At 42.4% G+C, this 25,985-nt stretch carries 23 protein-coding genes; 10 read left to right on the top strand and 13 right to left on the bottom strand.

Annotated elements, in window-relative coordinates:
- Nucleotides 1–30 precede the first annotated feature (30 nt).
- Nucleotides 31–1,086 (top strand): aromatic ring-hydroxylating dioxygenase subunit alpha, encoded by a 1,056-nt coding sequence (locus tag PY364_RS27235; protein WP_275570847.1) that lies wholly within the window; start codon nucleotides 31–33, stop codon nucleotides 1,084–1,086.
- A gap of 128 nt (nucleotides 1,087–1,214) precedes the next feature.
- Here PY364_RS27235 and PY364_RS27230 read toward each other — a convergent pair whose 3' ends face one another.
- Nucleotides 1,215–1,688, bottom strand: coding sequence for a hypothetical protein (locus tag PY364_RS27230; protein ID WP_275570846.1), 474 nt, complete (start codon nucleotides 1,686–1,688; stop codon nucleotides 1,215–1,217).
- A gap of 145 nt (nucleotides 1,689–1,833) precedes the next feature.
- Here PY364_RS27230 and PY364_RS27225 point away from each other — a divergent pair, with 145 nt between their 5' ends.
- Together PY364_RS27225 and PY364_RS27220 are read left to right on the top strand one after the other, a co-directional pair.
- A complete protein-coding gene (locus PY364_RS27225) occupies nucleotides 1,834–2,163 on the top strand; it encodes a type II toxin-antitoxin system RelE/ParE family toxin (protein ID WP_275570845.1) in 330 nt (109 codons plus the stop codon).
- Nucleotide 2,164: 1 nt separating this feature from the next.
- Complete coding sequence (locus PY364_RS27220; RefSeq protein WP_343279013.1) at nucleotides 2,165–2,521, top strand: transcriptional regulator; 357 nt, start codon at nucleotides 2,165–2,167, stop codon at nucleotides 2,519–2,521.
- 116 nt (nucleotides 2,522–2,637) lie between these two features.
- Here the strand turns inward: PY364_RS27220 and coaBC are convergent, their stop codons facing one another.
- The 4 genes from coaBC to PY364_RS27200 form a co-directional block, all read right to left on the bottom strand.
- On the bottom strand, nucleotides 2,638–3,840 hold the full coding sequence (gene coaBC / locus PY364_RS27215) for a bifunctional phosphopantothenoylcysteine decarboxylase/phosphopantothenate--cysteine ligase CoaBC (protein ID WP_275570843.1): 1,203 nt from the start codon (nucleotides 3,838–3,840) through the stop codon (nucleotides 2,638–2,640).
- Between the two features lie 185 nt (nucleotides 3,841–4,025).
- Nucleotides 4,026–4,238, bottom strand: a complete 213-nt coding sequence (locus PY364_RS27210) for a DUF2555 domain-containing protein (protein ID WP_275570842.1) — start codon at nucleotides 4,236–4,238, stop codon at nucleotides 4,026–4,028.
- Between the two features lie 85 nt (nucleotides 4,239–4,323).
- Complete coding sequence (locus PY364_RS27205; protein ID WP_275570841.1) at nucleotides 4,324–4,947, bottom strand: alpha/beta hydrolase; 624 nt, start codon at nucleotides 4,945–4,947, stop codon at nucleotides 4,324–4,326.
- 165 nt (nucleotides 4,948–5,112) lie between these two features.
- Nucleotides 5,113–7,743 carry an EAL domain-containing protein gene (locus PY364_RS27200; protein ID WP_275570840.1) on the bottom strand — a complete coding sequence of 877 codons (2,631 nt, stop codon included), beginning with the start codon at nucleotides 7,741–7,743 and terminating at the stop codon, nucleotides 5,113–5,115.
- A gap of 686 nt (nucleotides 7,744–8,429) precedes the next feature.
- Between PY364_RS27200 and PY364_RS27195 the strand changes: the two genes are divergently transcribed.
- Entirely contained in the window at nucleotides 8,430–8,861 is a 432-nt protein-coding gene (locus PY364_RS27195) for a response regulator (RefSeq protein ID WP_275570839.1), read from the top strand.
- On the opposite strand, the gene PY364_RS27190 is transcribed toward PY364_RS27195, so the two are convergent.
- Together PY364_RS27190 and PY364_RS27185 are read right to left on the bottom strand one after the other, a co-directional pair.
- A complete protein-coding gene (locus tag PY364_RS27190; RefSeq protein ID WP_275570838.1) occupies nucleotides 8,839–9,270 on the bottom strand; it encodes a DUF2294 domain-containing protein in 432 nt (143 codons plus the stop codon). The genes PY364_RS27195 and PY364_RS27190 overlap by 23 nt on opposite strands.
- A 256-nt stretch (nucleotides 9,271–9,526) precedes the next feature.
- Nucleotides 9,527–9,904, bottom strand: a complete 378-nt coding sequence (locus PY364_RS27185; RefSeq protein ID WP_275570837.1) for a BON domain-containing protein — start codon at nucleotides 9,902–9,904, stop codon at nucleotides 9,527–9,529.
- 553 nt (nucleotides 9,905–10,457) lie between these two features.
- Between PY364_RS27185 and PY364_RS27180 the strand changes: the two genes are divergently transcribed.
- Nucleotides 10,458–10,709, top strand: coding sequence for a hypothetical protein (locus PY364_RS27180; RefSeq protein WP_275570836.1), 252 nt, complete (start codon nucleotides 10,458–10,460; stop codon nucleotides 10,707–10,709).
- Between the two features lie 129 nt (nucleotides 10,710–10,838).
- Here PY364_RS27180 and PY364_RS27175 read toward each other — a convergent pair whose 3' ends face one another.
- A complete protein-coding gene (locus tag PY364_RS27175; protein WP_275570835.1) occupies nucleotides 10,839–11,693 on the bottom strand; it encodes a cyanophycinase in 855 nt (284 codons plus the stop codon).
- Nucleotides 11,694–11,879: 186 nt separating this feature from the next.
- Nucleotides 11,880–12,077: a hypothetical protein gene (locus PY364_RS27170; RefSeq protein ID WP_275570834.1), complete on the bottom strand. Its 198-nt coding sequence runs from the start codon at nucleotides 12,075–12,077 to the stop codon at nucleotides 11,880–11,882.
- A 215-nt stretch (nucleotides 12,078–12,292) separates the two neighbouring features.
- Here PY364_RS27170 and PY364_RS27165 point away from each other — a divergent pair, with 215 nt between their 5' ends.
- On the top strand, nucleotides 12,293–14,203 hold the full coding sequence (locus PY364_RS27165) for an acetate--CoA ligase family protein (RefSeq protein WP_275570833.1): 1,911 nt from the start codon (nucleotides 12,293–12,295) through the stop codon (nucleotides 14,201–14,203).
- Between the two features lie 155 nt (nucleotides 14,204–14,358).
- On the opposite strand, the gene PY364_RS27160 is transcribed toward PY364_RS27165, so the two are convergent.
- Together PY364_RS27160 and PY364_RS27155 are read right to left on the bottom strand one after the other, a co-directional pair.
- A complete protein-coding gene (locus PY364_RS27160; protein ID WP_275570832.1) occupies nucleotides 14,359–16,011 on the bottom strand; it encodes an alpha-amylase family glycosyl hydrolase in 1,653 nt (550 codons plus the stop codon).
- A gap of 601 nt (nucleotides 16,012–16,612) precedes the next feature.
- Nucleotides 16,613–17,338 carry a response regulator transcription factor gene (locus PY364_RS27155; protein ID WP_275570831.1) on the bottom strand — a complete coding sequence of 242 codons (726 nt, stop codon included), beginning with the start codon at nucleotides 17,336–17,338 and terminating at the stop codon, nucleotides 16,613–16,615.
- A gap of 407 nt (nucleotides 17,339–17,745) precedes the next feature.
- Here PY364_RS27155 and PY364_RS27150 point away from each other — a divergent pair, with 407 nt between their 5' ends.
- Nucleotides 17,746–20,139, top strand: a complete 2,394-nt coding sequence (locus PY364_RS27150) for an ATP-binding protein (protein ID WP_275570830.1) — start codon at nucleotides 17,746–17,748, stop codon at nucleotides 20,137–20,139.
- A gap of 148 nt (nucleotides 20,140–20,287) precedes the next feature.
- Here the strand turns inward: PY364_RS27150 and PY364_RS27145 are convergent, their stop codons facing one another.
- On the bottom strand, nucleotides 20,288–20,821 hold the full coding sequence (locus tag PY364_RS27145; protein ID WP_275570829.1) for an orange carotenoid protein N-terminal domain-containing protein: 534 nt from the start codon (nucleotides 20,819–20,821) through the stop codon (nucleotides 20,288–20,290).
- A gap of 390 nt (nucleotides 20,822–21,211) precedes the next feature.
- On the opposite strand from PY364_RS27145, the gene PY364_RS27140 reads away from it, so the two are divergent.
- From PY364_RS27140 to PY364_RS27130, 3 genes are all read left to right on the top strand, one after another.
- On the top strand, nucleotides 21,212–21,577 hold the full coding sequence (locus PY364_RS27140; protein WP_275570828.1) for a hypothetical protein: 366 nt from the start codon (nucleotides 21,212–21,214) through the stop codon (nucleotides 21,575–21,577).
- Nucleotides 21,578–21,759: 182 nt separating this feature from the next.
- Nucleotides 21,760–22,917 (top strand): hybrid sensor histidine kinase/response regulator, encoded by a 1,158-nt coding sequence (locus PY364_RS27135; RefSeq protein WP_275570827.1) that lies wholly within the window; start codon nucleotides 21,760–21,762, stop codon nucleotides 22,915–22,917.
- Nucleotides 22,918–23,092: 175 nt separating this feature from the next.
- Nucleotides 23,093–24,229 carry a class I SAM-dependent methyltransferase gene (locus PY364_RS27130; protein WP_275570826.1) on the top strand — a complete coding sequence of 379 codons (1,137 nt, stop codon included), beginning with the start codon at nucleotides 23,093–23,095 and terminating at the stop codon, nucleotides 24,227–24,229.
- Between the two features lie 47 nt (nucleotides 24,230–24,276).
- Here PY364_RS27130 and hpsL read toward each other — a convergent pair whose 3' ends face one another.
- The gene (hpsL, locus tag PY364_RS27125) at nucleotides 24,277–25,941 is read right to left on the bottom strand and encodes a hormogonium polysaccharide biosynthesis protein HpsL (protein ID WP_275570825.1); all 1,665 of its coding nucleotides are present in this window, start codon (nucleotides 25,939–25,941) and stop codon (nucleotides 24,277–24,279) included.
- Nucleotides 25,942–25,985 lie beyond the last annotated feature (44 nt).

The raw sequence follows: 25,985 nt of genomic DNA, 5'->3' as shown, positions 1-25,985 counted from the left end.
CAACATGATAACAACAACTAACAACTAACAATGCAGTATCCAACTTTGACTACTCAAAATAATCATATTCGCCAGTTAGGTATTAACTACAATTCCTGGTATGTAGTTGCAGGAAGTAACGAGGTAAAAACTCAACCTTTAGCCGTTACTATCTGGAATCAACCAATAGTTATTTATCGCGACAGTACCAGCAAAATTATAGCATTAGAAGATAGATGTCCTCATCGGCAAGTTAAACTGAGTCACGGTCAAGTAAAGGGTGATTTAATAGAATGTGCTTATCATGGATGGCGCTTTAATCCTAGTGGTGAATGTGCAGAAGTGGATTATTTAGCAGATAATCAAAAGTTGCCTAGCTGCAAAATTCGCTCTTTTCCAGTTAAAGAACAAGACGGTTTTATCTGGGTATTTCCTGGGGATGAAATCAAAGCAGAACAGGTTTCTATCTTAGGTTTACCAGAGTGGGAACATCTTAACTATATTGCGACTGTTTCAGTAATTAATTGTCAGGCACACTATTCATTTTTAATTGAAAATTTGATGGATATGTATCATGGTCACTTGCATCAAAACTGGCAAGCTTGGGCCGATCCCGTATTACATGATTTAGATGAAAATAATTATCGAATTGATGCTCATTATCAAGCTCAAAGTTATTATAAAATAGATAAAATTTGCTCGGTTTCTCAGTTGTTTTTCCCGGCTTTGCGTCGCCTCCACCCAGAACCGCTAGATGTGAGTTATGTTTACCCGCACTGGGTTTCTACTTTGGGTAATGATTTTAAGATTTATTGTTTAGTTTGTCCGGTTAGTGCGACAGAAACTAAGGCTTATTTGATTCATTTTACATCATTAAATGCTTTTTGGCGTTTGCATAAGTTGCCTGTGTGGTTTCGTCGATTTATTAAGGATAGTTTATTTGGTGCAGCGCAAAAGTTATTGGATGGTTTAGTGCGTCAGGATGTGCAGATGATTGAGGAGGAACAGCAGGCTTATTTACAGAATCCTGAACGTAAGAGTTATGAATTAAATCGGGCTTTGGTGAGCGTACAGCGGTTGATGAGGAGTCAAGTTGAAAAGGGGTAATTGAAATAAAAATTTCTTATTTTTTCAGCTTCGTAACGCCGCTTTCTAGGCGGTAAATAACCGCCCAGAGGGCGGCGTTACGGAGCATTTTTCCCGATCGCTTCACTTGTTTTTTCTGAGCGCTGATTTCACTTCTTTTTCCGCTGTTGCTGATAAAAATTGACAACTTTTTGGACATAGGTAGCAGTGTCGCCACTCGTACAAGCTGTCGATTTTCCTGTCATCCACCAACAAGCTGAACGACGTACTGCTGCTAATTCATTGTTACCGCTAGCTTTGTATTCGTCGCGCAGGGTATCGCCCACTATACAGGTAATAACTGACCGCGCTTTTGCGGTGTCTGCCTCAAATTGTTGCGGTGTTAATTCCTGTTTAATACATAATTTTGACCAGCGGGGAATATTGCCTGGTAAAATTTGCCATTGGCTGTACATTCCATCATTGGGAGAGTTGGGTGGTGCGGCTTGTCGCAGGGCTTCCACGAGTGCGGAAACTTGGGCATTGGAAACTTGCTGTGCTGATGCTGGGAGTGTGGAAATTCCCAGGGTAACTATTAGGCTGCTAAGTAGTAGATTCGCTTTCCCTATTAATTTGAAATTCATGGTGATGCTCTTTTTGAACCTGACGTTCCTCTACTAAGATTTACTTGATAATCAATCAAATGTCTCTGTCTTAAGTATGATTTGTTTTATAAATGGGTGCGGATTGCCTCTACTATAGAAATTAGCGAACGAGTGCGGTAAAATTATGGAAGTGCAACCCAGAGAAATTCGACGTTACATTACACCAGAGGGTAAAATCCCTTTCTTAGAGTGGTACAATTGTTTGCGAGATCGCAATGTTAAAAATAAAATCGAGTCAAGGCTTGAGCGAGTTCGTATCGGCAACCTGGGAGATTCTCGGTCAGTTGGAGAAGGTGTCTGGGAACTTAGAATTAATTATGGCCCTGGATACCGGATCTATTTTGGTCAATTAGGAGAAACTATTGTACTTCTCCTTTGTGGCGGTGATAAAAGTACGCAACAACAAGATATTGAGAAAGCTAAGGAGTATTGGGAAGATTATGCAAAAAGTTAAAATGCCTAAGAGTGATAGCTACGACGAGTTTCTGATTGAGTCTTTAAAAGATTCGGGACACGCTGCCGGCTTTATTGAGGCGATTTTGGAGGAAAAAAATCCTGAACCTGCACTACTGCGTAATGCAGTTAGAAAAGTGGTTGAGGCTCGTAGTAGAATGAATAATCTGGCCGATTCAACTCAACTGAAACATGAGAAACTTGACAAGTTGCTGACGGCGAGTGGTTGTGCAGAAATTTATGCTTTTGTTGAGTTACTGGATGCTTTAGGTTTTAGGTTGGCCGTTACAGTTAAAGATGATGAATTGATGACTGAGGAATCTGTTAAAGTTGCTACTACTATTAATGAAAGCGCTTAAATATTTACGCGGCGGCTGTATAATAAATATTAGTCCGCGCAGGCGGACTTTGCTTGTGTAGCCGCGATTTCAATCGCCCAGGCTATTTCTCCCCTATTCTCCTAACTATTTCTCCCCTATTCTCCTAACACAAAATCATACAAACGGTGCGCCATTTCCAACTTACTACAAGGCAAAACTTCCACCTGTTTCCCATGAGAATTAATCAAAATCGCCTGATTAGTATCGCTATTAAAACCCGCACCTATTTTATCAATTGGATTAGCTGCGATCGCATCTAATTTCTTCCTTTCCAACTTCTCCAAGGCTGGCTTGACAATATCGCCAGTTTGTGCTGCAAAACCGATTAACTTCTGACCAGCTTGCTTCAAACTCCCCAATTCAGCTAAGATATCAGGCACAACTTCTAAAGCCAAAGAACTAGGAAGCGATCGCTTTGGCAACTTCTCACTAACAGAATCCCTCGGCCGCACATCCGCCACCGCCGCCGCCATCACCGTTACATCCGCCTCCGGGAAGCATGATAACATCGCCTCCCGCATTTCTTCAGCACTCACCACCGCGATCGCCCTGACAACTCCCCTAGGCAACAAAGCCTCATCCATAGTATGTACCAAAGTCACCGCCGCCCCTCGATGCAAAGCAGCCACAGCCAAAGCAATTCCCATCTTACCACTCGAAGGATTGCCGATAAACCGCACCGGATCGAGGTGTTCCCGCGTTCCCCCCGCACTAATTAACACCCGCTTACCCTTTAAATCTCGCTTGCCCCCAGTATGCAGCAACGATTCAATGTGCGCTAAAATCTCACTTGGTTCTGCCATCCGACCGGCACCCACGCGATCGCAAGCTAAAATCCCAGAACTCGGCTGAATACCACAAAACCGCTCATCTGTCAATACCTGCTGCCAATTTCGCTGCACCGCCAACTGTTCCCACATATCCGTATTCATCGCCGGGGCCAACAAAATGGGACAACGAGAAGCCAAAACAGTATTTGTCAGTAAATTATCCGCCAAACCCCCCGCCAACTTCGCCAAAGTATTAGCCGTCAGCGGCGCAATTACCAAAATTTCCGCCCATTCTCCCAACTCAATATGTAGCGGGCGCGAGTGTGTAGGTTGCCAAAAATCGCGATCGGTATAAGCGGGATGGCGAGACAAAGTAGCTAAACTCAAAGGAGTAATAAACTCTTGCGCCGCATCAGTGAGAATTACCCTTACTTGTGTCCCCGCCTTAGCCAAAGTTGAAACCACTTCGCAGACTTTATAAGCCGCAATACCACCGCTAATCCCAATTAAAATCTTTCTGCCATTCATACTACCAGGAATTATTGACGCGGCGGTTAAAACCGCAGCTACACAGATAAAACCCGCCTGCGCGGGTTCTATTCTCTCAACCGATTTTCAGTTCGCGCAGGCGGACTTCGTTTGTGTAGTCGCGAATTCTATTCGCCAGAATTATTAACCTTCGCCAGAAAAATAATAACTAACTCGATCTTCAGTTAAGCTTCATCGTAAGCTTCCATATCCAGCAGGTGGAAATAGGGTTCGGCTAACTCTGGACGCTGAAAGGCTATAGCCCGTAACAAATGCCAATCATTTAATCCCTCAAAAGGATCGGTGTAATCATCTTCCTCCAAACGAGTGGCCAACTTTGCCACATCATCCGAAGTCAGTGCAGCAATATCACGCGATGCTTTGATCAAAGTCTTCATCGTTTGCACCTTCCTTGAATCGGCATCTGCCTTAAGCATTACTTCTGCGGAGTCTCGTTAAAGATCCACACTCTATCCTAAACCTTTAACTCGTTTTCGGCATAGTTTCCACAACAAAACTTCGCATTAAATCTATCACTTCCGGTCGGATCTCATGCCCCATATCAAATTCACGATATTGTACCGGCACACCCAAAGCAGTCAAATCCTCTCGCGATCGCACCCCCGCACTCAAAGGCACAACCGTATCTTGCCTGCCATGTACAATCAAAGTCGGCGGTAAAACATTGCTATAAAGTTGAGGCACAGAGTGCAAATATCCACTCAGACAAATTAAACTTGCCAAAGGCAAACTTAACCCCACATCCAAAGTCATCGCCCCACCTTGGGAAAAACCGGCCAAAATCGTCCTAGACAAAGGTATCCCAATCTTACTTTCTAGAGACAGCAGCCAATCACTCAGCATTTGCCGACTTTCAGCTAAACCTCGATATTCTTTCGTCTGCAAATCATACCACATTTTCCCTCCCGGTACTTGAGGATGAGGAAAAGGTGCGTCTGGAAACTCGAACTGGTAATCAGGTAAATTCAGCACTGGAACTAACGATGCCAAATCATCACCATTCGCACCCCATCCGTGCAATGTAACAATCACACCCACAGGTGTTTGAGTATTTTTTGCTGGAACACTAATAGATTGTAAAGACATTGGTAATTGGTAATTGGTAATGGGTAATTCCTGTCTATATAAGTTTACTGCTTAAAGGTAGCAATACCCGACAAGATTTTTATTTTAACCAACAATTACCAATTACCAATTACCAATTACCAATTACCAATTACCAATTACCAATTACCAATTACCAATTACCAATTACCAATTACCAATTTTCCACATTTGCGTCACCGCCTGAGCAGGCAAAGGTTTACTAAAGAAATATCCCTGTGCACCATCACACTTAATCGCTCGCAAAAATTGCAACTGATCCAATGTTTCCACCCCCTCAGCAATTACCTTCAATTTCAGACCATGACCTAGAGCTAACACTACCTTAATAATAGCCGCATCATTCCGATCGCTCATCAGCTCCTTCACAAAAGACTGGTCAATTTTTAAATTGTCTAACGGCAAATGTTTCAGAGAAGACAGCGAAGAGTAACCAGTGCCAAAATCATCCATAGAAATATGAATACCCATCTGACGCAACTGCCGTAGAATCACAATAGTAAACTCAACATCTCGCACAGCAATACTCTCAGTAATTTCTATTTCTAAATATTCAGGTTTAAGCTGGCTTTCTTCTAAAATTTGTGAAATAGTTTTTACCAGATTTGTTTGCTGGAACTGACGAGCCGAAAGATTAACTGCCATCCGAATTGGTGGTAGCCCAGCTAACTGCCACGCTTTATTTTGAGCGCAAGCAGTCCGCATTACCCATTCCCCAATTGGACAAATTAATCCAGTTTCTTCCGCTAAAGGGATAAATTCATTCGGAGGAATCAATCCTCGTTCGGGATGGTGCCAACGGAGCAGAGCTTCCACACCCATAATCATACCAGTATTTAAGTCAATTTGTGGCTGGTAATATAGCAGAAACTCTTTGCGCTCTAAAGCTTTATAGAGATTATTTTCTAATACCAGTCTATCAAAGGCTTTACTACCGATAGCGGGGCTATACAACTGATAATTATTCCTCCCTTGTTGTTTAGCTCTATACATAGCAGCATCGGCATTTTTCAGTAGCGTATCGGCATCTTCTCCGTCATAAGGAGCGAGAGCAATTCCCAAACTAGCTTTAATGTAAAGTTCTCGATCTTCCAGGTGAAAAGGAGTTTTAAGACTGTGCAGAATTACCTGACAAATCTTGGCAGTATCCTCTGCACATTTAATATGAGAAAGTAAAAAAGTGAATTCGTCTCCACCCCACCTAGCAATAATATCTCCCGTCCGTAGAGAGGTAATTAAACGGTGGGCAACACATTGTAGTAATTGGTCGCCAACGGCATGACCAAGAGTATCGTTAATGTGTTTAAATCCATCCAAGTCGAGAAATACGACTGCTAGCATTTCCCCGCGCTGATTGGCATTAGCCAGAGCTAGAGATAATCTTTCATTAAATAACAACCTATTAGCTAAACCAGTCAGTTGATCGTGAGAAGCTTGATGCCTTACCATCCCTTCAACCCGTTTTTGCATCACCGCCATGTAGAGATGAATTCCCAGTGATTTTGCGAGTTTTACTTCATCGCTATTCCACTGTTGTGCCTCTCCAGTTCTGACTTCTCGCCATGCTTCAAAGGAATTACGGGGTAAATTGTTGCGCTCATCTCGATTCCAGCGCCCTGCCCATAAAGTATCAGTTTCTATCTCGCTGCGAAATATAGTTAAACATCCCACACACTGTTGGCGGTATTCCAAGGGTACGATCAGTATCGAGCGAATGGGAACTGATTGGAAAGCCGAGATTAAAGACTCTAATTGAGGCTCTTGGTAAATATCAGGAATAGTGTAAATATGTGATAGAATAGAACCATGAAAAGTTAAGTCTATTTTTCCATCTTCTCCAGATATTACCGGGTTGAAAAAATCATCTTCTTTTTGATTTTGGTTGGAGGTCGCATCTGGTTCCTCTTGATTAAAAACTCTCATGGTTTGCTGCCAAAAAAGGCTTTCTTCAATCCATTCCTCCTGGGGCTGTACACCGTAGATATAATGCTGAGCAGGCTGACCAGTTGGATCGGCTGTAATGTACAATCTACCCCCAGAACCAGATAAGGCTTTAACTGTTTGTTCGAGAACAATTTGCCGAATTTCTGTGATGTCAAGGGGGGAATGTAGCAGACTGCTAATTTGATTGACGATCGCTTCGTCACGAGCTTGTTGTCTAGCTTGGCTTAGCAGAGAAGATTGCGCGATCGCAATTGAGACTTGATCCACAAGCAACTGCACTATTTTCAACTCGCGATCGCTGAATTGCCGAGGTTTACTATGGTGAGCTACCAACAACCCCCACAGCCGATTTTGATGTAATATGGGTACAGTCAGCGAAGAACGTACCCCCATAGCACTCAGGTACTCAACATGGCAAGAATCAGCAATGGCGTAGCGGATATCCTCGATCGCTAAACTTTCCCCTGTTTCCGGGCAATCTAACCTGTTAATTGTTTGATGCCGAGACACTACGTCTACAATCACTCGCTGGCGGGCTTTGACAAACATTTCACGGGCGTGAGGCGGAATGTCCGTCGCCGGAAAATGAAGACCCAGCAGAGATGGTAAACTTTTACCGTGAATTGATTCGGCAATTACCTCACCGCTGGCATCGGGATCGAAGCGATAAATTTTAACGCGATCGGTGTCTAAAAAAGAACGGATTTCTCGCGCTGTTGTTGTCAGAATTTCTTGCAGTTCTAGGGAACGGCGAATACGAGTAGTAATTCGGTTAAGCAAACTCTCCCGCCCCATTGCTGAGCTTGATATTTGTCTAAGTTTTCTGTTAGCCATCCCCTTCTATCTCCTGGGCTGAAAACAGCCATTTACGAGTTGCTGTCGCGCTTCTGAGTGTGACATTGAATACACTTTGCTTTCTTCGATAGTAGGAGTTTTAGGGGGTAAATATTAAAAAGGTTGAACAAAATTTAAAATTTTTATTAAATCTCAAACAAAAGTCGCCAACCTTTGCTAGGAAGACGACTCGATGCTCTTGATACAAGTAGTTTTTTATGTGGCTACAGACTATAATTGATAAAAAATATCCTGAAAACCCCCTGTCTTTAAACCGGGGACTGTCCATGAAATTGAAAGTATAAATACTGCAATCTCTCAATAAGTAAATTGGTGAATCTTTCTCCCAGAGCAAATACTACTCTAGATAGATGAGCTTCGACGGGGAATTATGCAATATTGGCGACATCGTTAAAAGCAGCCTCAACCCAACTGCACCAGTGTTGTATATCGGAATACACCACTTAAAGACTCATTGCTTTATAATTTCTTTATATTTTCTGCAAAACGACTGAAAATATAAATTTGTTAGTAGCTTGGCTGTCAGATGGACGCTTTTGAGCTTAAATCCAGTCTTGACTGCCAACTTACCAATCATAAACACGAGCCAGTCTGTCTAAAGTGCCGCTTCGCCACTTCAGGAATGCCTCGTTCCACACTTTGCTAGAACAGAATTTTGCAAGTTTATGATTTACTCTACTCTGAGTGCAGATTCGGAATATACGTTGAGCATGGGTCAAAATAAAATTGACAAACAACCTTTAGTTTTGGCCGTAGATGACGATATCGATAACTTAGAATTAATGAGCCAAATTCTCGATTTGTTCGGTTGCTCCTGTGTGGGAGCTCTTGATGGGAAGACCACACTCGGCGTTATCCGCGATCGCCAGCCCGATTTAATTTTACTAGATATTTGCCTGCCAGATATAAACGGAATTGAATTAATCTACCAAATCAAGCAAGACCCAAAACTTGTAGATATTCCGATTATAGCCGTTACATCATTGGCAACACCCGAAGACCGCGATCGCATTTTCTTAGCCGGTTGTACTGACTACATTTGTAAACCTTTTAATCTAGACAATTTAGAAATAACTATCCGCCGCCATCTCCACTAGAAACCGTTTCTGGTTTGGTCTTAGACTTGGTAACAACATCGCGAAATTTGGGGGTAGCCTTTAAAATCGCGATCGTTCCAGTCCTTCCTGTCTCTAAAGTTGTATCGTTAAGCAAATCGGTAACAGTCACATCTAGAACTTTCTCGATTAGTTCCTTAAGTTGCGACTGAATCACAGTTTCCAACTCGGAGCGCACCTGGTGAGCCAAACCTTCTTGACCGTTTTTGGCTAAAAGCTGTTCCGGTGGGGTAATAGCATTTTCCAACACTATTATCAGCTTTTGATCCACAAGATTACAACTCACTTGAGTTGGCTGATGTCCCAACTGAGAGCGGTACAGAGCAAGTATGCGCTGCGATAGCTTTCGTTCTAATTGACCGCGAGTAGGCTCTAAGGTTTCCTCAGTCATAAATTTGCTGTAGAGTTGAATGGCTCTACGAAGGGACTCGATCGCATAACTAAGTCTACAGCAAATTGATGAGGTTAAGAAGATAAAAATTTTCACCGCTGTTGAGTCGGCTTTGCAAACAGGAGTTAGGGTTTTCTTTTGGCTCTAGCGATCGCGCTAGAGCCAAAACTTTTCGGATCTCGGAGCGATCGCCTTTACTAAGGAAAGTCCCTACACCGAGACAATCTCATACCTCATCCCCAGCCAAATAGCTACTCTAGCCGATAGTAACTTGATTAGTTTCAACGCCAGTAGCACCCTTAACACCTCTAGCAAGATTTACCAATTTATTAAGAACTTCCTGACTAGAAACTTTCCCTTTTAACACCACAGTGCTACCCAGTTGAGCGACATATACACTATCGATGTCTGCAACTTCAGGATTTTGATCGAAAGCAAGAGCTACACGCTTAGCCAAGCCGCTTTGATCGTATTCTCCATTCAATCCCACTCGCTCCGCTGGAATAGTCTCCGTCGCCGTAGCAACTCTAGTTGCCGATGCTTGAGCAGGAGCAGATTGAGCAGCAGATTGAGGAGCAGGGACTTCCTCATTATGGGGTTTTTCTAAACCAAATAGTCTTTGCAGCCAACCCATCGCTGATTATCCTCTAGTAATGTTCGTCTAAATACAATTTAAGGTTGACAAAACTGATATGCCATCTGCCGATAGAGAGAAAATAACAAAGCTGGTAACAGAACTCATCGTATTATATCGAAAAATCAAATAAATTTAGCTTAATTGACTAATTTGTAACTTAAGAAACAATTTTTTTAGAACTACAGGTTATACCTTAGAAGGATGTTGCCCAATCCGGAAAAGGAGAAAATGAGGATGTAATTGTAAACCAAGAGGAGAAAAAATGGAGAAATCAATCCAGTGGATTCCCCTCCTTTATAGTTTGAGCCTTGGTGCAGCCTTTATAATTCTTGCTTCCTCCAGTGCTGCACTTATTTTCTAGCCAACTACTAGGAAACCTTCTCCACCCAAATTAGCTTTACTGACTGCCGCTCAATCGATAAGCAGTAATTGGTTAAAGGTTTTTCTTATCCTTCCTTCTTATTATGCAGCACGATAGGCATCAAGGGAGTCACAAAGTAAAATTTGGGATCGCAACAAATTGACCCTTATGAGATTGAGGAGTTCGATCATGTTAAAGCAAATGTGCTGGTTGCCCCGCCTAGGAAGTGAAAACCAAGAAAAGATTTTACACTTGCGGACAGCACCGAATCAACCCTGGCGGCCCTATACAGCTTTTGGGCAATTCGCTGCACCGGACTATCTCGAACCCGGAGGCTCTAAAGGATGGGCAACATTTCAGAAATTAAAAGTTCAAGGCTGGAACTTAATAGCGACTAGCGAGGTGCAGCAATCCTTTGAGGACGATCAAAGAATTGCTTGAATTCCTGCTGCTGAAAAATTAAACTTTGCTAGGTGAATTTGCTAGGTGAATGGGCAAGATATTCAAATTGAATATTCAAACGGAAATAGCATCTACTGCTTACCCATTCACCGTATTTGTACTAATATCTTACCGCGCGGGCGCTACCTCCCTTACTTGTGCAGTTGGTTGATTTTCCTGACTCAAAATAGGCTGGCGAGTTTTCAAATTAAAGCGATATCCATGAGGCAAAATATGTAGCCTTGCGCCGCAAACTGCCAAAGCTTCATCTTTCAAAAGTCCATCTAAATTATCATGGGTTTTTTCTGATTCGTCGATCACAGTAACAGCGCCTTCGCCGATCACTTCAAACTCCTCGCCGCTGACTGCGATCGCAGTATTTTCATCAATACCAAATCCCAAGACTGCCGGTTGTTGTGCTAGTGCTGAAACTAAGCGTCCCAAACGACCGCGCTGTGCAAAATGCTGGTCGATTACCACCCCCGGCAGAAAACCCATTCCTGGCCCCATTGCTACTACATCAACGCGAGGATTTGTCTCCGATTCTCCTTCAATAATCATAATATCAGGCATCATCGCAGCTCCGGCGCTAGTCCCACCTACGACGATACCTTCTGAGAAGCGTTTGTGAATAGCAGCATCCAGTTCTGTGCCCTTCAAACAGCTAGTAATCCGCGCCTGATCTCCGCCAGTAAAAAATACGCCAGTTGCCTGTTCAATTGCTTCTAAAGCATCGGGGTTATTGGCATCTTCTCGCTGCTGAGTATCAACAACTCGCACGTCTTCTGCTCCCAGCCGCTCAAATACTCTGATATAATTATCTCCTACTTCTCCAGGCAAGCTCGTCGCCGCCGTCATGATCGCAATTCGGGCTTTGATACCTCCAGCCCGTCGCACGAATTCGCGGAGGATTTTACAATCACCCTCTTTGTCTTCGGCACCGCCAATAATTAATAATTGCCCACCATTTTCACTTAAAGTCATAAAATCTCCTTTGTTCGCCTATATGTTAATAAACCATGACCGTTTTCAACTCTCAAACTATCGCAAGGTATAGATTAATACAGAATTGACGGGTGAATTTTAACACCTAAAAGTTAACGGCTAACAGTTAGCAGTTAACCGTTAACAACTAACAGTTAACGGTTTATTTTTTATGCGAATCTTCAATTATTGTGCTTGGTCAATCAACATGGTTAATAAAGAAAGTGCTTCTTCTAATGACAGATGTCGGGGTTTGCCATTCCAGACAATTTGGTACTCGTTAGAGTCTTGCCCGTCGCCATAGCCAGAAATCAGTTTTCTGTGAAAGGCTTTCTCAGCCAATTCATGCACTCGATCTCTGATAGCAGTTTTTGTCATGTTCATAATCCTGCTTCCTTTTTAATTCTATCTTTTATTGACCTATAGCTTAACTCACTCTGCCATCACTCGTAAGTTATAGTTTGCAGACATTTAGAAACGAAGCTTTTTTATTCATAACTCAACACTAAAAAATATCTCTTATTGCCTATGCCTTTAGATAGTTGAAAATGTAGTGACCATAAAGTAATAATAAACTTTTAGTTCAAAGTAGGTGTTCAATGCTGCAAGAGAAAATCGCAGATACAGTCCGCGTGAATGCGAGGAAAAGCGATGTGTTTGATATTTTTAATTTCAAACACTATATGGGGCCGAACCCATATTTGGAGACGGCGGCTTTAGTATTCGATTTCGCTGTGACTGATGCTAGAGAACCTCTGCCGATCGCAGACTATCTGGAGGCAATAGGCGATCGCTACCCGCAGCTACTAGGCGAAACTTACGAATCTTACGCCCAGTTATTCGCCCGCACTGCTTCCGAAGTCGGGAAACTAGATATAAATTTACACTTCAAATCCTGGAATGTCAAGGATTATGGTCATTATCATCGGATTAGCATCGAAGCCATCCACGCACGCACGGCCAGGGCGGTAGTTTACGCCGTTTGGGATTGGTTTGAAGCAATTAATCAAGACCAAGACTTCCCCTTAGAAGAACAAATCAGCGTGCTGCAAAATATGTTCAGCCAATCAGTTTATGGCGGGCCAACTGTCTATTCTCTAATGCGCGAGGCTACGCAAAAAGGTATTCCCAGTTTTTATCTGTGGGATGAAGGATTAATGCAGTACGGTTATGGCAAAAAATTAGTTCGCGGTCAAGCAACTACTTTTGACTCTGATAGCCATTTAGATTCAGATTTTACTACTCGTAAAGATGACTGTAAAGCATTTCTGGAAACGTTAGGTTTTCCAGTACCTAAAGGCGATATTGTTACTACTGAAAATGGAGCGATCGCGGCTGCCAGAGAGATTGGCTATCCAGTTGCAGTGAAACCTGTAGTTGGTCATAAAGGAATTGGGGTAACGGCTGATGTGCAGGATGCTGACGAATTAGAAGCCGCTTTTAACAGAGCACTGAAGGCGATTCCAGAGCAAGAATCTGTGCGAATTATTGTTGAGAAAAGTTTTAAAGGTGCTGACTTTCGCTTATTGTGTGTTAATGGTAGATTTGTGGCTGCAACTGAACGCCGTCCCGCTTCGGTTGTGGGAGATGGGCGATTGCCTATTCGCGATTTAATACGGCGCGAAAATCGGACGCAGGCGCGTTTAGATACGCCAACTTCACCGCTAAGTAAAATTCAGTGTGATGAGGCGATGGAGATGTATTTGGAGGAACAGGGATTGTCTCTGGAGAGCATAATTGAGAGCGATCGCACTGTCTATCTTCGCAAAGTTGCTAACCTTTCAGCAGGCGGCGTTAGCATTGATGCTACCCCCACTCTTCACCCAGACAATATCATTCTTGCTCAAGATATTGCTCAACTTTTTCGGCTGACTTGTTTGGGTGTAGATGTTATCTCCCCAAATCTCGGTCAATCTTGGAAAGAAGGGAATTTTGCGATCTTAGAAATTAATGCGGCTCCGGGCATTTTTATGCACCTTAATCCTGCCGTTGGTGAAAGCGTTAATGTCCCTTCTAACATTCTAGAAACTTTCTTTGAATCTAGTAATGCAGCGCGAATACCAATTATTACCTTTAACCGGATTTCAGTTCAAGAATTGCAAGAAACTATTGACTATATTCTGTTACAACACCCAGATTGGACTATTGGTGGTATTTGCCGCGATGGTGTTTTTGTCAACCGCTCGGAGAAGTTTCTGAATAAAGACTATAACCTCAATGTACAAAGTTTACTACGGAATCCCAAGTTAGATTTACTAATTGCTGAATATCCAGAAAGTGTTTTGGAAGAGCAAGGAATGTTTTACCAAGGTAGCAAGATGGTAGTGCTAAATAATCCTACGGAAACCGATCGGGTGTTGGCGCGGGATCTCCTTGATGACTCTACTTTAGTTGTGAGGGAAGATGCGAGTATTGCTATCCGCCGTAAGGGTTTGATGGAACAGTATACTCTGGGGGATGGGGAACCATTTACACGAGTTTATTTGAAAGAAATTGGGACGGTTTTGTGAAGTATTCTGGCGATTGAAATCGCGTCTACACAAACGAAGTCCGCCTGCGCGGACTGAATACAAAATTTGGTTTTACCATCTTTCTTTGAAACCCGCGCAGGCGGGTTTAATTTGTGTAGATGCGATTTCAATCGCCATCAAACCACCAACCTAAATTACTGCCAAACAAACACTTTAGCTTCGTATTCTGACAGATCGATCATAATATGGCCATCGCCAGATTCAACATCGTAATTGCCAGTCCACTCGTGCCAATTTCCATTAGCGGGAAAGTTCGGAACGCTATAGCCAGCTAAATAGTTATCTGAAAAGTTTACGACAACCACAACGCGAGAGCCTTCATCATTCCAGCGAGTGTAAGCGAGCACCTTTGAGTCAGGATCTTCATGGAAAAATTCGATATTTTCCGTGTATAGCGCGTGGTTTTCTCTACGGAGGTGAATCAAGCCTTTGTAATATTGAAACAAGCCACTATTCAAGTCATTTCCTAACAGCGTCCAATCGATTTTAGCTTGTTCAATTGTTTTGTATTTGTACTCGCCAAACTCTTCACCCATCCATAGCAATGGTACGCCAACTGCTGTCATCAATATCGCAGCTCCTAACTTCGCCCGCTTAAATGCTGCTTCATCCAAGATGCCGCGATCGCCTAATTCTGCCATGACGTGATTGTGGTCGTGATTTGTCAGATAATTGACGACATTCGTAGCACCCATATAGCCTTGGCGCTTGCAGTCAATGATATCTTTGAGATTTTCTAGATCGACGGGTTGACCGCAGAGATATTCGATAATAGTGTGATAGAAACTATCGTGCCAGCAGCCATCCATTGGGCCGTCTACATTCGTGATGCTAGGATCGTCGGGAATGTATTCGGCAATGTTATAAAAGGGTTTCGGGCCGGCAGCTTCTTTTGCTTCTTTAGTTATCCAGTGCATGAAATCGTAGTTGGCAATTTGCCGCGCCGCATCGTAGCGAATGCCATCAATATGATATTCTTGCACCCAGAAACGTACTACGTCTCTAATAAAGTTCCACGCAGGTTTTAAATCTAGATTTTCATCGTAGAGATCGTAGTTGAATTCTGGCCCCCAGTTGTTGTCAGGATCGCGGGGAGAGTGGTGATACCATAAATCGTGATCGATCTGGGTGAGGGGACTAGATGATTCTGAGTGGTTGTAAATCCCATCCATGATTACACGGATGCCGCGACCGTGACACTCATCGATCAGTTTTTTTAAGCCTTCTGTGGTACCATAGCTAGATTCTGTTGCGAAGAAGTAGCGGGGGTTATAACCCCAACTGTAATCGCCGGGATATTCTTTGATTGGCATTAGTTCGATCGCGTTGATGCCGAGATCGCACAGGTAATCTAATTTTTCGACGACGTGCTTGTATTTGCCGCGTGCGAAGGGATCGTCTTCGCCACCGGAAAAGTCGGCGACGTGGAGCTCGTAGATGACTAATTCGCGATCGCTTGGTAACGGTTTGTCATCGTGTTTCCAGACGTAGGTATCGACTACGCGATCGCCGTCTTTGATGCGGACAATACCGTTTTGGGTGGGGTTATCAATGTCGGTAGCGTAGGGATCGACTATTTCTAGCCATTGATCTGGTTCTACAAACCAACTTTTTGACTGAATTTTAAATTTATATTGGTAACTGCCATCTTCCAATTCAACTTGAGTACGGAAATAACCATCCTCGCCTTTTTCCATTGGAATTTCTTCCCAGTTAGAAAAAGTCCCGATCAAGGCAGCTCCTTTGTTGTAGGGAGCAAACAGCTTGAATTCAATTGGACTAGCCATAATGACCTTTTGATTTAAGATATTTTGAAGTTGATATCTTAATTGTGGCAAATTAAAGCGAACTCAGGCATCTTTCTGGAGTATAGGATTTCAATATGCCGATCTATTCCTAAAGATTTTTAGAACGTTAAGAACAAGGAAGAATGTAAGGGAAAAGGAAGAACAAGCAAGGGAAAAGAATACTTATTACAGTAACTTTGTATTCCCATACTAAATAGCGAATATTGTCATCTATCTAGAGGAATAGTTATGTAAACTTTAATTGTCAGGTGGCGCGGCTCAAATGTATACTGTAAGTTGCGATTAATATACTTTATAGCGGCGCTCACCCTACAACTATAGCTAGGGGCTAGGGGCTAGGGGCTAGGGGCTAGGGAAGAGAGAAGAGGAAGAGGTTACTCTGTAAAGGATTCAGGACTAAAGGTAACAGTTGTACTTGCCCTAATCGCCCTGGCGGTTGCTATATTAGAACTACAACTTTTGTGCTGCTAGCTTTGAGAAAAATATGATATTATGAGTGAAAATTTTGACGTTTGCAATTAAAAAAAGTCTTTAATTCAAAACTCAAAACTCAAAACTCAAAACTCATAATTTCCCTAATTTATCCTACTAATCCCGACCGTAAGGCAAGCACAGCAGCTTGCGTGCGATCGTCAGCACAGAGCTTGTTCAAAATATTACGAACGTGAGTCTTAACTGTGCCAACAGTAATATATAACTTTTCTGCGATCGCAGCGTTGCTATACCCCTGTACAATTAGCTCTAAAACTTCTAACTCCCGCTCCGTCAACGGGTAAGTTTCGATGATGTGACTAAACTCAGGTTCAGCAGCATTAATTGTTACTTTTTTATGTTCAGATTTTTGCTCTTCTGCTGGGGTCTGAGCCTCTGTACGAGCCTGTTTGAGGACAATTCTAGCAATAGCTGGATCGATCCAAGAGTTGCCTTCGTGAGTAACTTTCACTACATCTAGCAACTGGTCAAAACTGATATCTTTCATGCAGTAAGAATCAGCACCGGCGGCAAAAGCTGCTAGCACTTCCTCTTCATTATCTTGAAAAGTCAAGATTAACACCTTCGTATCTGGATCTGAGCCTTTGGCTATTGAATTTTTAAATTTTTGTGTCAATTCAATGCCATCAAAATCAGGTAAACCAATGTCTACGATCGCAACGTCAGGCTTACTAGACTGAAGCAATTTTAGACCCTCAGTGGCATTGGCGGCATCGCCTACTACTTCTATCCCGTCACGCTGTTGTAAAGCTGTCCGAATACCAACTCTAGTCAAATCGTGATCTTCCACCAAAGCAACGCGAATTTTAGTCATCTTTCAATAGCAAGCTCAAGTTTTATAATATCAGCAACGGACTCAATGAAGCCGAGTTGATGCGAGAATCGACCCTGATTTACAGTTTGACAAGCTCAGGCATCCCTCTAAATATACCCAGTAATGGCATGATTGCCAACTTAATTATCTAGTGCCTTGTGCGATCGCCACTTTTGCCAGTTGTTACCCCCTGAGTAGTCCCAGCTAGATTTTAACTGACATCTTGCACTATTCTCACTTACTTTGTCAGCCTCTTGATAGAGGTTGAGATTCTCCAGCTCCGATAAATTTTAATTATAGAATCTTTTTAAGCTCTCATTGGGGCTGCTACACTCAACGAAATTAGCTGTAAGGCTATTTAAGTTAAGAACCCTGCGGCCACTTGAAATTTTTTATAAAAAGCAGTTATGAATAACCCCAACGACGATCGTTCTTCCTCCCCCAATCAATCGGGGGAGGAAATCAGGCCCGCGCGATCGCACCTAGGAATTACCCCTGATGGTCTTTTGAAGTCAGAATCCCGCTTGAGCTACTTGGATAAACTCCCCCACGTAGTTTGGATCGCAAACGCTGGTGGCGCTATCACTTATTTTAATCCGCAGTGGCAGGAATATACAGGTTCGTCGCAAACAGAAGCTTTGGGTTTTGGGTTTATTAAGTTTATCCACCCAGAAGATCGCGATCGCACCATCGCCTCTATTCAGCAAGCTCTTACTCGCGAAACCAGCTATGAAATCGAATTTCGCTTGCTACGAAACTGTGGCGCTTACGGTTGGGTTGCTGCGATCGCAACTCCCGTTACAGCAGACAGCGGCGAAGTGCTTGAGTGGATAGGAACTTACACAGATATTGACCAATTCAAAGAAACTCAACCGTTGCAGGTGAGAATGGAAACTATACCCAAACTTCCAGAGGAAGCGGTATATTTCCTGGCCCAGGCGAGTGCGATTTTGGGCGCTTCTCTAGATGTGAAGACAACGCTAGAAAATTTGGCTAAGTTAATAGTGCCTTATTTCGCTGATTGGTGCGCGATTAATGTCACCAATTCTGAAGGGGATTGTCGCACGATCGCCGTCGCTCACGCAGAAATGTCGCAAGAATCTTTAGTCTGGGAGTTACAGCAGCGCTATCCTGTTGGAGCTGATGGGGTTTACAGTTATTTGCAAGGGTTACGGACAGGTATTACGGATGCTTGTTTCGAGATTTCGGATGCTCAGCTAGCAACTATTGCCGATGATGCCGACCATTTAATGTTACTGCGATCGCTTTGTTTTCGCTCTTATCTGTGCTTACCGATTCGCTTGGGAAATCGTACTTTTGGCTCAATATTATTCGTTCGCGCTCAGTCAGGTCATTTATATACTAATGGTGCTCTAACTTTAGCCGAAGACTTGGCTCGTCGTGCTGCGATCGCAGTTGAAAAAGCACTGCTTTACGGGGAAGCTCAGAAGAGAGGAGAAGATTTACGTCAAGCTTTGTCAATTTTAGACGAACATCAGCAGCAATTGCGAACGCTTCAGCGATTGACAAATCTACTGAACCAGCGTGTAAGGGATTTGCATAGTCTATTACAAGTGATGGTAGATGCAGTAGTCTCTGCGATCGCAGGAGCCCAGTTTTGTCTGATTGTACTCTCCGATCCAGATCGCCATCAATTAAACTTAACGGCGGCGGCGGGGAGGGGTACAGAAAATCTCCCCCTAGGTAAACCCCTTGATACAATTGGGAATAGGTTGCTGTTGCGGGTATTTGTCACTGGACACTCAGAATTGATGCGATCGGATTCAACGGTAGAATCCTTACAGGAAGGAGTTCCTGCTGTTATTTATGCAGTGGCGATCGAGTCAGCATCAGCGGGAAGATTAGGCGCGATCGCGATCGGTAACTGGGAGAATACTAACGCCTTTAACCCAGAAGCTCAACACCTACTTACGGCGGTGGGAAAACAAGCCGCGATCGCGATTAATAATGCTCAATTAATCGAGGCTTTAGAAAAACGAGAAGAGCTTTTAGAATCTCAAAATCAAACTTTACTTCGCCAGAACCAAGAACTAGAAAGCCAGCGTCAACAAATTGAATTGCAAAATTTGCAACTGTTAGAAGCAGCGCGGTTAAAATCACAGTTTTTAACCACAATCTCTCACGAATTGCGTACTCCCATGAATGCAATTATCGGATTTTCTGAGCTATTGCTACGCCAACGCCAAAATCCGATTACCCCTCGGCAAACAGACATGATCCAGCGCATTCTTAACAATGGCAAAAATCTGCTGGCGCTAATTAATAATATCCTTGACCTCTCGAAAATTGAGGCCGGTCGCACTGGATTAGAAGTTGAAGAATTTGATTTAGCAAATTTAGTATTGTGTACAGCTTTAGAATTTGGAGCTCTAGCCAATGAGAAAAATTTAGCAATGTCTGTCTACATATATTTGGACAACTCCTATATTGTTAATGACAAGTCTCGTCTGCGGCAAGTTTTGATAAATTTACTTTCTAATGCTGTTAAATTTACAGAGATAGGAAGTATTTACATCCATGTCTCAGAATTAAGTGTCGATCGACTGGCGATTGACATTCGGGATACGGGAATTGGCATATCTGAAACTGAAATTACGCACATTTTTGAAAAGTTTCGGCAAGTAGATCAAACTACAAAGCGCAAATATCCCGGCACTGGTTTAGGCTTAGCTATGACAGCCTCTTTAATTGATTTAATGAAGGGTACAATTAATGTTGAAAGTAAAGTAGGAAAAGGCTCATTATTTCGCCTGGAATTGCCGCGCCAAGTAACTTCTTAATAGGGGCTAGGGGCTAGGGGCTAGGGGCTAGGGAAGAGAGGAAGAGAGGAAGAAATGCCGCCATCTTGGCGGTAAAGAAACCGCGCCGATTGGCGACATTACAGATAACAGTTAACGGTTAACAGTTAACAGTTAACAATTAACAATGTTAAAGACTTGCCGTTTTACCAACTTCAGCCTGACTAGCAATTGGTTTAACGTCGCTGAAACCCATAGTATCAGCAACATCCCGCAGTAGAGAAATTTGCTGTTCAAAATCAAGACCTTCAATCTTACTCAAAGCATTATTAACAACTTGAGTAGTCTGATAACCCTTCGGCAAATTCACAACAGTATCACCCATATCCACAGCCCAAGCATACCACACCAATAACTTGTTATTAGCAGTAAGAGCACCGTAAGCGCGAGAATATTCTGTATCCTCGCCCTTGACAATAGCTCGCATCACATTTAACTGCTGCTCAGGTAACAGGCTATAGAAATTTTCTAGCAATACTGGCGCTAATTCTGGTTCTGCTGCTACCGGAGCTGCTGGTGTAATTGAACCGCCCATTTTTTCATAAATAAAGTAAAGCAGTGCCAGTTTTTCATCGGTACTCAAAGCGTCAATTGCCTGAACAATTTCTTGAGTATTTCCTGAGAGAGTATGAGTGCTGTTAACGCTGGTAGTCGTTGATGTCATATTTTTTTCGCTTGTAAATTGTTCCAGCTTATTAATATCAAGATTTGAGAGCTAGAATCACCTTCCTACAGAGGTAATAATCAATTAAAAATTAGAAATTAGAAACTAGAAATTAGAAAGCCTTATATAGTAAGCGTTCTGACAAGCTAGCACTCAGCATTAATGAAGAAATAAATCTGCCTTCAGATAGAAGAAAACTATCGGCAAATCACCTTATTAAAGGCAAAAAACAGATAGCTAAAAATCATACTATGTATATTTATTATTTTTTCTTTTTCTCCTTATTTTTTCCTGCTTCTTACACCCACAGGCAGAGGTGAAATTAGACTCACTTCAGTCACAATCAATATATCGACTACAACAATCTTAACTAAAAATAAGGAGTGTCCAATGTCTAAAGCAACCACTGAATTAACAAACAAGCAAACTTTTGACGCTCAGCAAATAGCTGAGGATGTGGCATCAGGGGAAAAGAAAATACCGCAGGTTGATGTATCAGCAGATTACGAAGCTTCCAAAGAATTCAGTGTCAGCGAAGTTGACCGCACTGGTGCTGGTACTCAAGCAGCGGCAACTGCGACTGCTGCTAAATTTGACATTTCTGCCCCTAAAGATACAAAATTGAAAACACAATCGAGCGGCAACCAAGATGAATTTATCTCGATGGTAAAAGAAATTAACCCGGAACCAGAGGAAGTAGGAGCAGTCAGTGACGAACTTCTACAAAAAGCTCTTGATAAAGGTACGCCGGGATAGTAAATACCCTAAAAAACGGGGCTGGCATATCGGAGATTGAATTAAGTCGCGTTACTTAACGCGGCTTTAATGTCTAATGCGACAAGTATCTTCCTAGCGAAAGAGGCAACAGGAAGAGAAATATGATAGAACTAAACCGAAAACTTTATTAAGCTCCGCATATCTTGCCAGCCAACGATTCAATGAAATCTTTGCCGATTCCAAACTCTGCTAAAGCCGATCGCATTCTTGTAGTTGATGATGCTCCAGATAATGTGCTATTGGTACAAACCATTCTGGAGGATGAGGGCTATGAAATTAGCAGTGCCGAAAACGGCTTTTCTGCCTTAGCTCAGATCGAGCAATCTCCGCCCGATTTAGTGCTGCTAGACGTGATGATGCCAGGAATGGATGGTTATGAAGTGACTCAGCGTATTCGTGAGAATGCTGAGAAGGGAAAACTACCTTTTATCCCGATCTTGCTGATTACAGCTCACGATCAGCCTAGCGTAGTGCAGGGTTTAGATATGGGAGCAGATGATTTCATCCGCAAACCCGTTGAGATGGATGAACTGCTGGCGAGAGTGCGATCGCTATTGCGGCTCAAGCACAGCGTTGACGAACGGGACTTAATCGCCCTCCAGCGGGAAGATTTTGTCTCCAGACTCGCCCACGACTTACGAACACCCCTGGTAGCAGCAGATCGAATGCTGAGTTTAATGCGACAGGGGGCTTTGGGAGAAACATCCACTCCTATGCAAGAAGCCCTGGCTACGATGGTTCGCAGCAACCAAAACTTACTTAAAATGGTGAATATGCTGCTGGAAGTTTATCGCTACGAAGCGGGTCGTAAAACTTTGAGCTTCAGCAGCGTTGATTTGCAGCAATTACTTTCTGAGGTGAAAGAAGAACTGGCTCCCTTAGCAAACGCTAAAAATCTGGCTGTGAAATTAGAATCAGTTATCGATGCAGATCGCCCTGAAATTAGCAAATTCCGGGGCGATCGCATGGAATTACATCGCTTGTTTACCAATTTAATCGGTAATGCCATCAAATTCACTGATGCGGGTACTATTAATATCTGTCTGCGGAGGACTAACACCCCTGTTTTTACTAATACCTGGAACAAACCTATTTCATCATTAGCCGTAGATATTCAAGACACCGGGCCCGGTATTTCTCCAGAGGAAAAAGCAAAGTTATTTGAACGGTTCGGGCCCGGAACCCATAAGCGCTCTGGTACTGGCTTAGGGTTGCACCTATGTCGGCAAATTGCCGAAGCTCATCACGGCGCGATCGAGGTCAAGTCTGAATTAGGCAAGGGAAGTTTATTTACTGTCCGCTTGCCTTCTCAGTTTTAGGTGAAGGCGATCGCATCTTCATTATTAAAGTTGCGATGCCGAAATCGCCCTCACATTTAATTCCATCTGCTTACTTAGAAGAGGTCATTGACAACAACAACTTTTCTGGCTGACAAGATTGATAACAATTAAGAAGTTCAATACTTAGCAGTTTAACTCATTTGGAGCCTGATTTATGAATACTAACACCACAGTACAAGATTTGCAAAAATATCTACCTCTTGTGGGAGATATCAATACCAAAACTACCTTAGCTTACAAAGCAACTCGTGGAGCAGTACAGGTCGTTAATACCCTACAAATGGCAGTAGCAGAGGCTTATATTAATGGATTAGAAGTTCCAGATCCAGTTTTGGCAGGGCTTTTTGATACCTGTATGCCCATCTTATTTAAATATTTCCCTTCCTTGCTTGTACCTTATGAATGGGTAATGAAAGAAACTGATAATATCGCCGAAGGATCGCGGGAGCTAATAAATATTCAGTACGATTTGCCTCAAACTATGCTGAATACAATGTTAGGCGATAGTAAACTTATTTATCCTAAGTACAGTATGGGATTGTGGGAAAAAGGAGCATTAAACCTTGAGCAATCTCAGAGCCAAATGATTGACGATGTAATTGAAAAGTTAGATATCAAGGATGGAGACGAAATATTAGATTTTGGATGTGGTTGGGGATGCGTTCCCAATTATATTCTTTCTAAGTTTCCGAATGTTAGGTTTACGGGTTTAAATTTGAGCCACGAGCAATGTGAATATATCCGACATAAAATGCAAGACCCTGAAAGCCACCTCAGTTCAGGTCGATTCACTCTATATGAAGGAGATTTGAATGATGCTAAATTTGAGACAAAGTTTGACAAAATTCTCTCGATTGGAGTTTTTTGTCATGTAGGAAATTTAACAAAATCTTTTCAAAAATTAGCTTCTTTTCTCAAGGAAAATGGTAAGGTTTTTATTCATATCATTACAGTTCGTATTCCAAACAATATGTCCAGTGTTTACACGCATAAATACATTTTTCCTCACGGTCGTTACTGGAAATACGATGCAGTTCCCAGCCATAATAAAGACCTCAAAACAATTCAAAGATGGTATCTTAATGGCTTTAATTACTCTAAGACATTGGCTACTTGGCTAGAGAATTTTGATGATAATCAGGCAATAATAAAAGATTTAGATTACGGTATGGAATATGCCAAGTTTCGCCGCATCTGGAGATTCTATTTGATCTGGTTTGTCCGCAATTTCGCCTGTTGTGATGGTGAATATAATGGTAACGGTCAATATTTAATGACTCATGCTTCTTAATTAAAGTCCTAACCCCCAAGACGGTTGCTATATAAAGTTTTCAACACTTAAATTGGAGAACTGTCTATATTTTTTTTCTCTTTAAGCTGTTGAGATATTGGTAGATTTTTTAGCTCGATTTTTTGATGTTTTTCAGGATCTATTTGTCGATCAATTTTGGGTAACTTAAAAACAACTCCTGCTAACATCCAGTAATAAACTGCTACTGGATCGACATCTAAAGGATAGTATTGAGGATTGATACTAATAAAGGCAATGAATACCCAAAAACTAGCTCCGTAAATCCGCAAACTTCTGTCTCGCACAGAGCGGTAAGCTTTGAAAGTTAGGAAAGTTAAGTGTAAAAACATCACCTGAAATGCGATTGCACCAGGATAGCCAAGTTCGTAGATCAGCTTGGGCTGGTAGGTTTCAATTAACTGTGTAGCACCCAAAAATCGGGTCGAATTAGTAGCTCGTCCCAACCCTATCCCTAGCCAATGTCCGTCAATGAAATTATGGCTCTGCTGAAATTGATTAAATAGAAATTGTTGAGGCGGTGCAGCATTCCAACGGCTGACAAAACTATCCCACCGTTGCTGAACTATTTGTGGGTTAGTTGCTACACCTATACAGAGGATAATTGCCAACCCTACACCAATAGGAATAAATCGTTTAAAATTAACTACTTGACCTGTGAGAATTAGTAAAATAAAAATAGCAGCAGGAACGACAATTAAAGCCGCTCTTTGACCAGAAATAACCGCATTTGTAAACACTAATGCTATGCCTCCTAAACCCATCATCCGCCACCAAAATGAAGACTCGCTAAAGGCAGAAGCGAAAGTTAAAAAGGCATTAGCAATTAAAAACCACGCCCACTGCCAAGGTGCTACAAACGTCCCAGGTAAGCGGATCGTGTTCACCTCTGGACTATATAGAAGCGAGCCGCCGACAAAACACTTGGCAGTTAAAGTTGCTTTAAATAACAGCTCTCCCGTCATTCCTCTAGTGCCTTGACATTTCCCAGTTGTTAACATAAAATACTGAATTAAACCGAGAGTACAACAAGCGATTGCCAGCAGCAAGTGCATCCGGGTAAAAAACAACAAATCCTTTTTATTACGAATTAGATAATACATACAAGGAATTAGTGCCGAATATCCGAGCAGCACTTTCAATCCGATAATTCCTTGTAAAATAGGTTTGTCACGTCCTGGGTTGAGCTGCAATTCTCCATTAGCAAAAATTAGAGTCAACAATGATAAACCCAAGACAATGCTAAAAGTGGGAATCAAATTTTTGGGAATTAAGAAAGGCAGCCTTTTCTTTTTGCAATTTTGAATCAGCGCAATCAGAGCTGGGATGTAGAAAGCATCTTTAGCGATCTGGAAAATTGCATTGCCACTACCTATCCAGTAAGTAACTGTACCACTGAAAGGTAAGTATATTAAAAAAGCCCAAAGAGCTTGACGGGGATATTTATAGGAAAGCATTAAAATTGCCGCACCGCCACCTCCGGCAATAGCGATTTTAACCTTACCGGCTAATAAGAAAATCATCCCAATTACTGCACCAATAGAGCCAAAAGTAGCGATTGATTTTACTGCTTCTTGCTTTTGGCGTGCTGCTTTGCGCTTTTGTACAGCTAGTGCCTTCTTCGTAAGTTTTGGTGCCTTAGTAATGCTTAGTTTCTGTTTCGATTTCTTGGATTTGCGCTTGCTTTTCAACATTACTCAATAAGATTAACAGTTAACAGTTAACAGTTAACAGTTAA

Source organism: Kamptonema sp. UHCC 0994 (assembly GCF_029167235.1).
Lineage (GTDB): Bacteria > Cyanobacteriota > Cyanobacteriia > Cyanobacteriales > Microcoleaceae > Kamptonema.
The sequence above is the reverse complement of the archived record's forward strand: the minus strand, read 5'-3'. Positions and strand labels throughout refer to the sequence as shown.

What these genes read in the sequence shown, in the direction of transcription:
- coaBC (WP_275570843.1), bottom strand. Translation starts at nt 3,840, where the DNA reads ATGAATGGCAGAAAGATTTTAATTGGGATTAGCGGTGGTATTGCGGCT.
- PY364_RS27165 (WP_275570833.1), top strand. Translation starts at nt 12,293, where the DNA reads ATGCTGCAAGAGAAAATCGCAGATACAGTCCGCGTGAATGCGAGGAAA.
- PY364_RS27225 (WP_275570845.1), top strand. Translation starts at nt 1,834, where the DNA reads ATGGAAGTGCAACCCAGAGAAATTCGACGTTACATTACACCAGAGGGT.
- PY364_RS27130 (WP_275570826.1), top strand. Translation starts at nt 23,093, where the DNA reads ATGAATACTAACACCACAGTACAAGATTTGCAAAAATATCTACCTCTT.
- PY364_RS27230 (WP_275570846.1), bottom strand. Translation starts at nt 1,688, where the DNA reads ATGAATTTCAAATTAATAGGGAAAGCGAATCTACTACTTAGCAGCCTA.
- PY364_RS27150 (WP_275570830.1), top strand. Translation starts at nt 17,746, where the DNA reads ATGAATAACCCCAACGACGATCGTTCTTCCTCCCCCAATCAATCGGGG.
- PY364_RS27210 (WP_275570842.1), bottom strand. Translation starts at nt 4,238, where the DNA reads ATGAAGACTTTGATCAAAGCATCGCGTGATATTGCTGCACTGACTTCG.
- PY364_RS27200 (WP_275570840.1), bottom strand. Translation starts at nt 7,743, where the DNA reads ATGGCTAACAGAAAACTTAGACAAATATCAAGCTCAGCAATGGGGCGG.
- hpsL (WP_275570825.1), bottom strand. Translation starts at nt 25,941, where the DNA reads ATGTTGAAAAGCAAGCGCAAATCCAAGAAATCGAAACAGAAACTAAGC.
- PY364_RS27220 (WP_343279013.1), top strand. Translation starts at nt 2,165, where the DNA reads ATGCCTAAGAGTGATAGCTACGACGAGTTTCTGATTGAGTCTTTAAAA.
- PY364_RS27175 (WP_275570835.1), bottom strand. Translation starts at nt 11,693, where the DNA reads ATGACTTTAAGTGAAAATGGTGGGCAATTATTAATTATTGGCGGTGCC.
- PY364_RS27155 (WP_275570831.1), bottom strand. Translation starts at nt 17,338, where the DNA reads ATGACTAAAATTCGCGTTGCTTTGGTGGAAGATCACGATTTGACTAGA.
- PY364_RS27135 (WP_275570827.1), top strand. Translation starts at nt 21,760, where the DNA reads ATGAAATCTTTGCCGATTCCAAACTCTGCTAAAGCCGATCGCATTCTT.
- PY364_RS27190 (WP_275570838.1), bottom strand. Translation starts at nt 9,270, where the DNA reads ATGACTGAGGAAACCTTAGAGCCTACTCGCGGTCAATTAGAACGAAAG.
- PY364_RS27140 (WP_275570828.1), top strand. Translation starts at nt 21,212, where the DNA reads ATGTCTAAAGCAACCACTGAATTAACAAACAAGCAAACTTTTGACGCT.
- PY364_RS27205 (WP_275570841.1), bottom strand. Translation starts at nt 4,947, where the DNA reads ATGTCTTTACAATCTATTAGTGTTCCAGCAAAAAATACTCAAACACCT.
- PY364_RS27185 (WP_275570837.1), bottom strand. Translation starts at nt 9,904, where the DNA reads ATGGGTTGGCTGCAAAGACTATTTGGTTTAGAAAAACCCCATAATGAG.
- PY364_RS27180 (WP_275570836.1), top strand. Translation starts at nt 10,458, where the DNA reads ATGTTAAAGCAAATGTGCTGGTTGCCCCGCCTAGGAAGTGAAAACCAA.
- PY364_RS27170 (WP_275570834.1), bottom strand. Translation starts at nt 12,077, where the DNA reads ATGAACATGACAAAAACTGCTATCAGAGATCGAGTGCATGAATTGGCT.
- PY364_RS27160 (WP_275570832.1), bottom strand. Translation starts at nt 16,011, where the DNA reads ATGGCTAGTCCAATTGAATTCAAGCTGTTTGCTCCCTACAACAAAGGA.
- PY364_RS27195 (WP_275570839.1), top strand. Translation starts at nt 8,430, where the DNA reads ATGATTTACTCTACTCTGAGTGCAGATTCGGAATATACGTTGAGCATG.
- PY364_RS27145 (WP_275570829.1), bottom strand. Translation starts at nt 20,821, where the DNA reads ATGACATCAACGACTACCAGCGTTAACAGCACTCATACTCTCTCAGGA.
- PY364_RS27235 (WP_275570847.1), top strand. Translation starts at nt 31, where the DNA reads ATGCAGTATCCAACTTTGACTACTCAAAATAATCATATTCGCCAGTTA.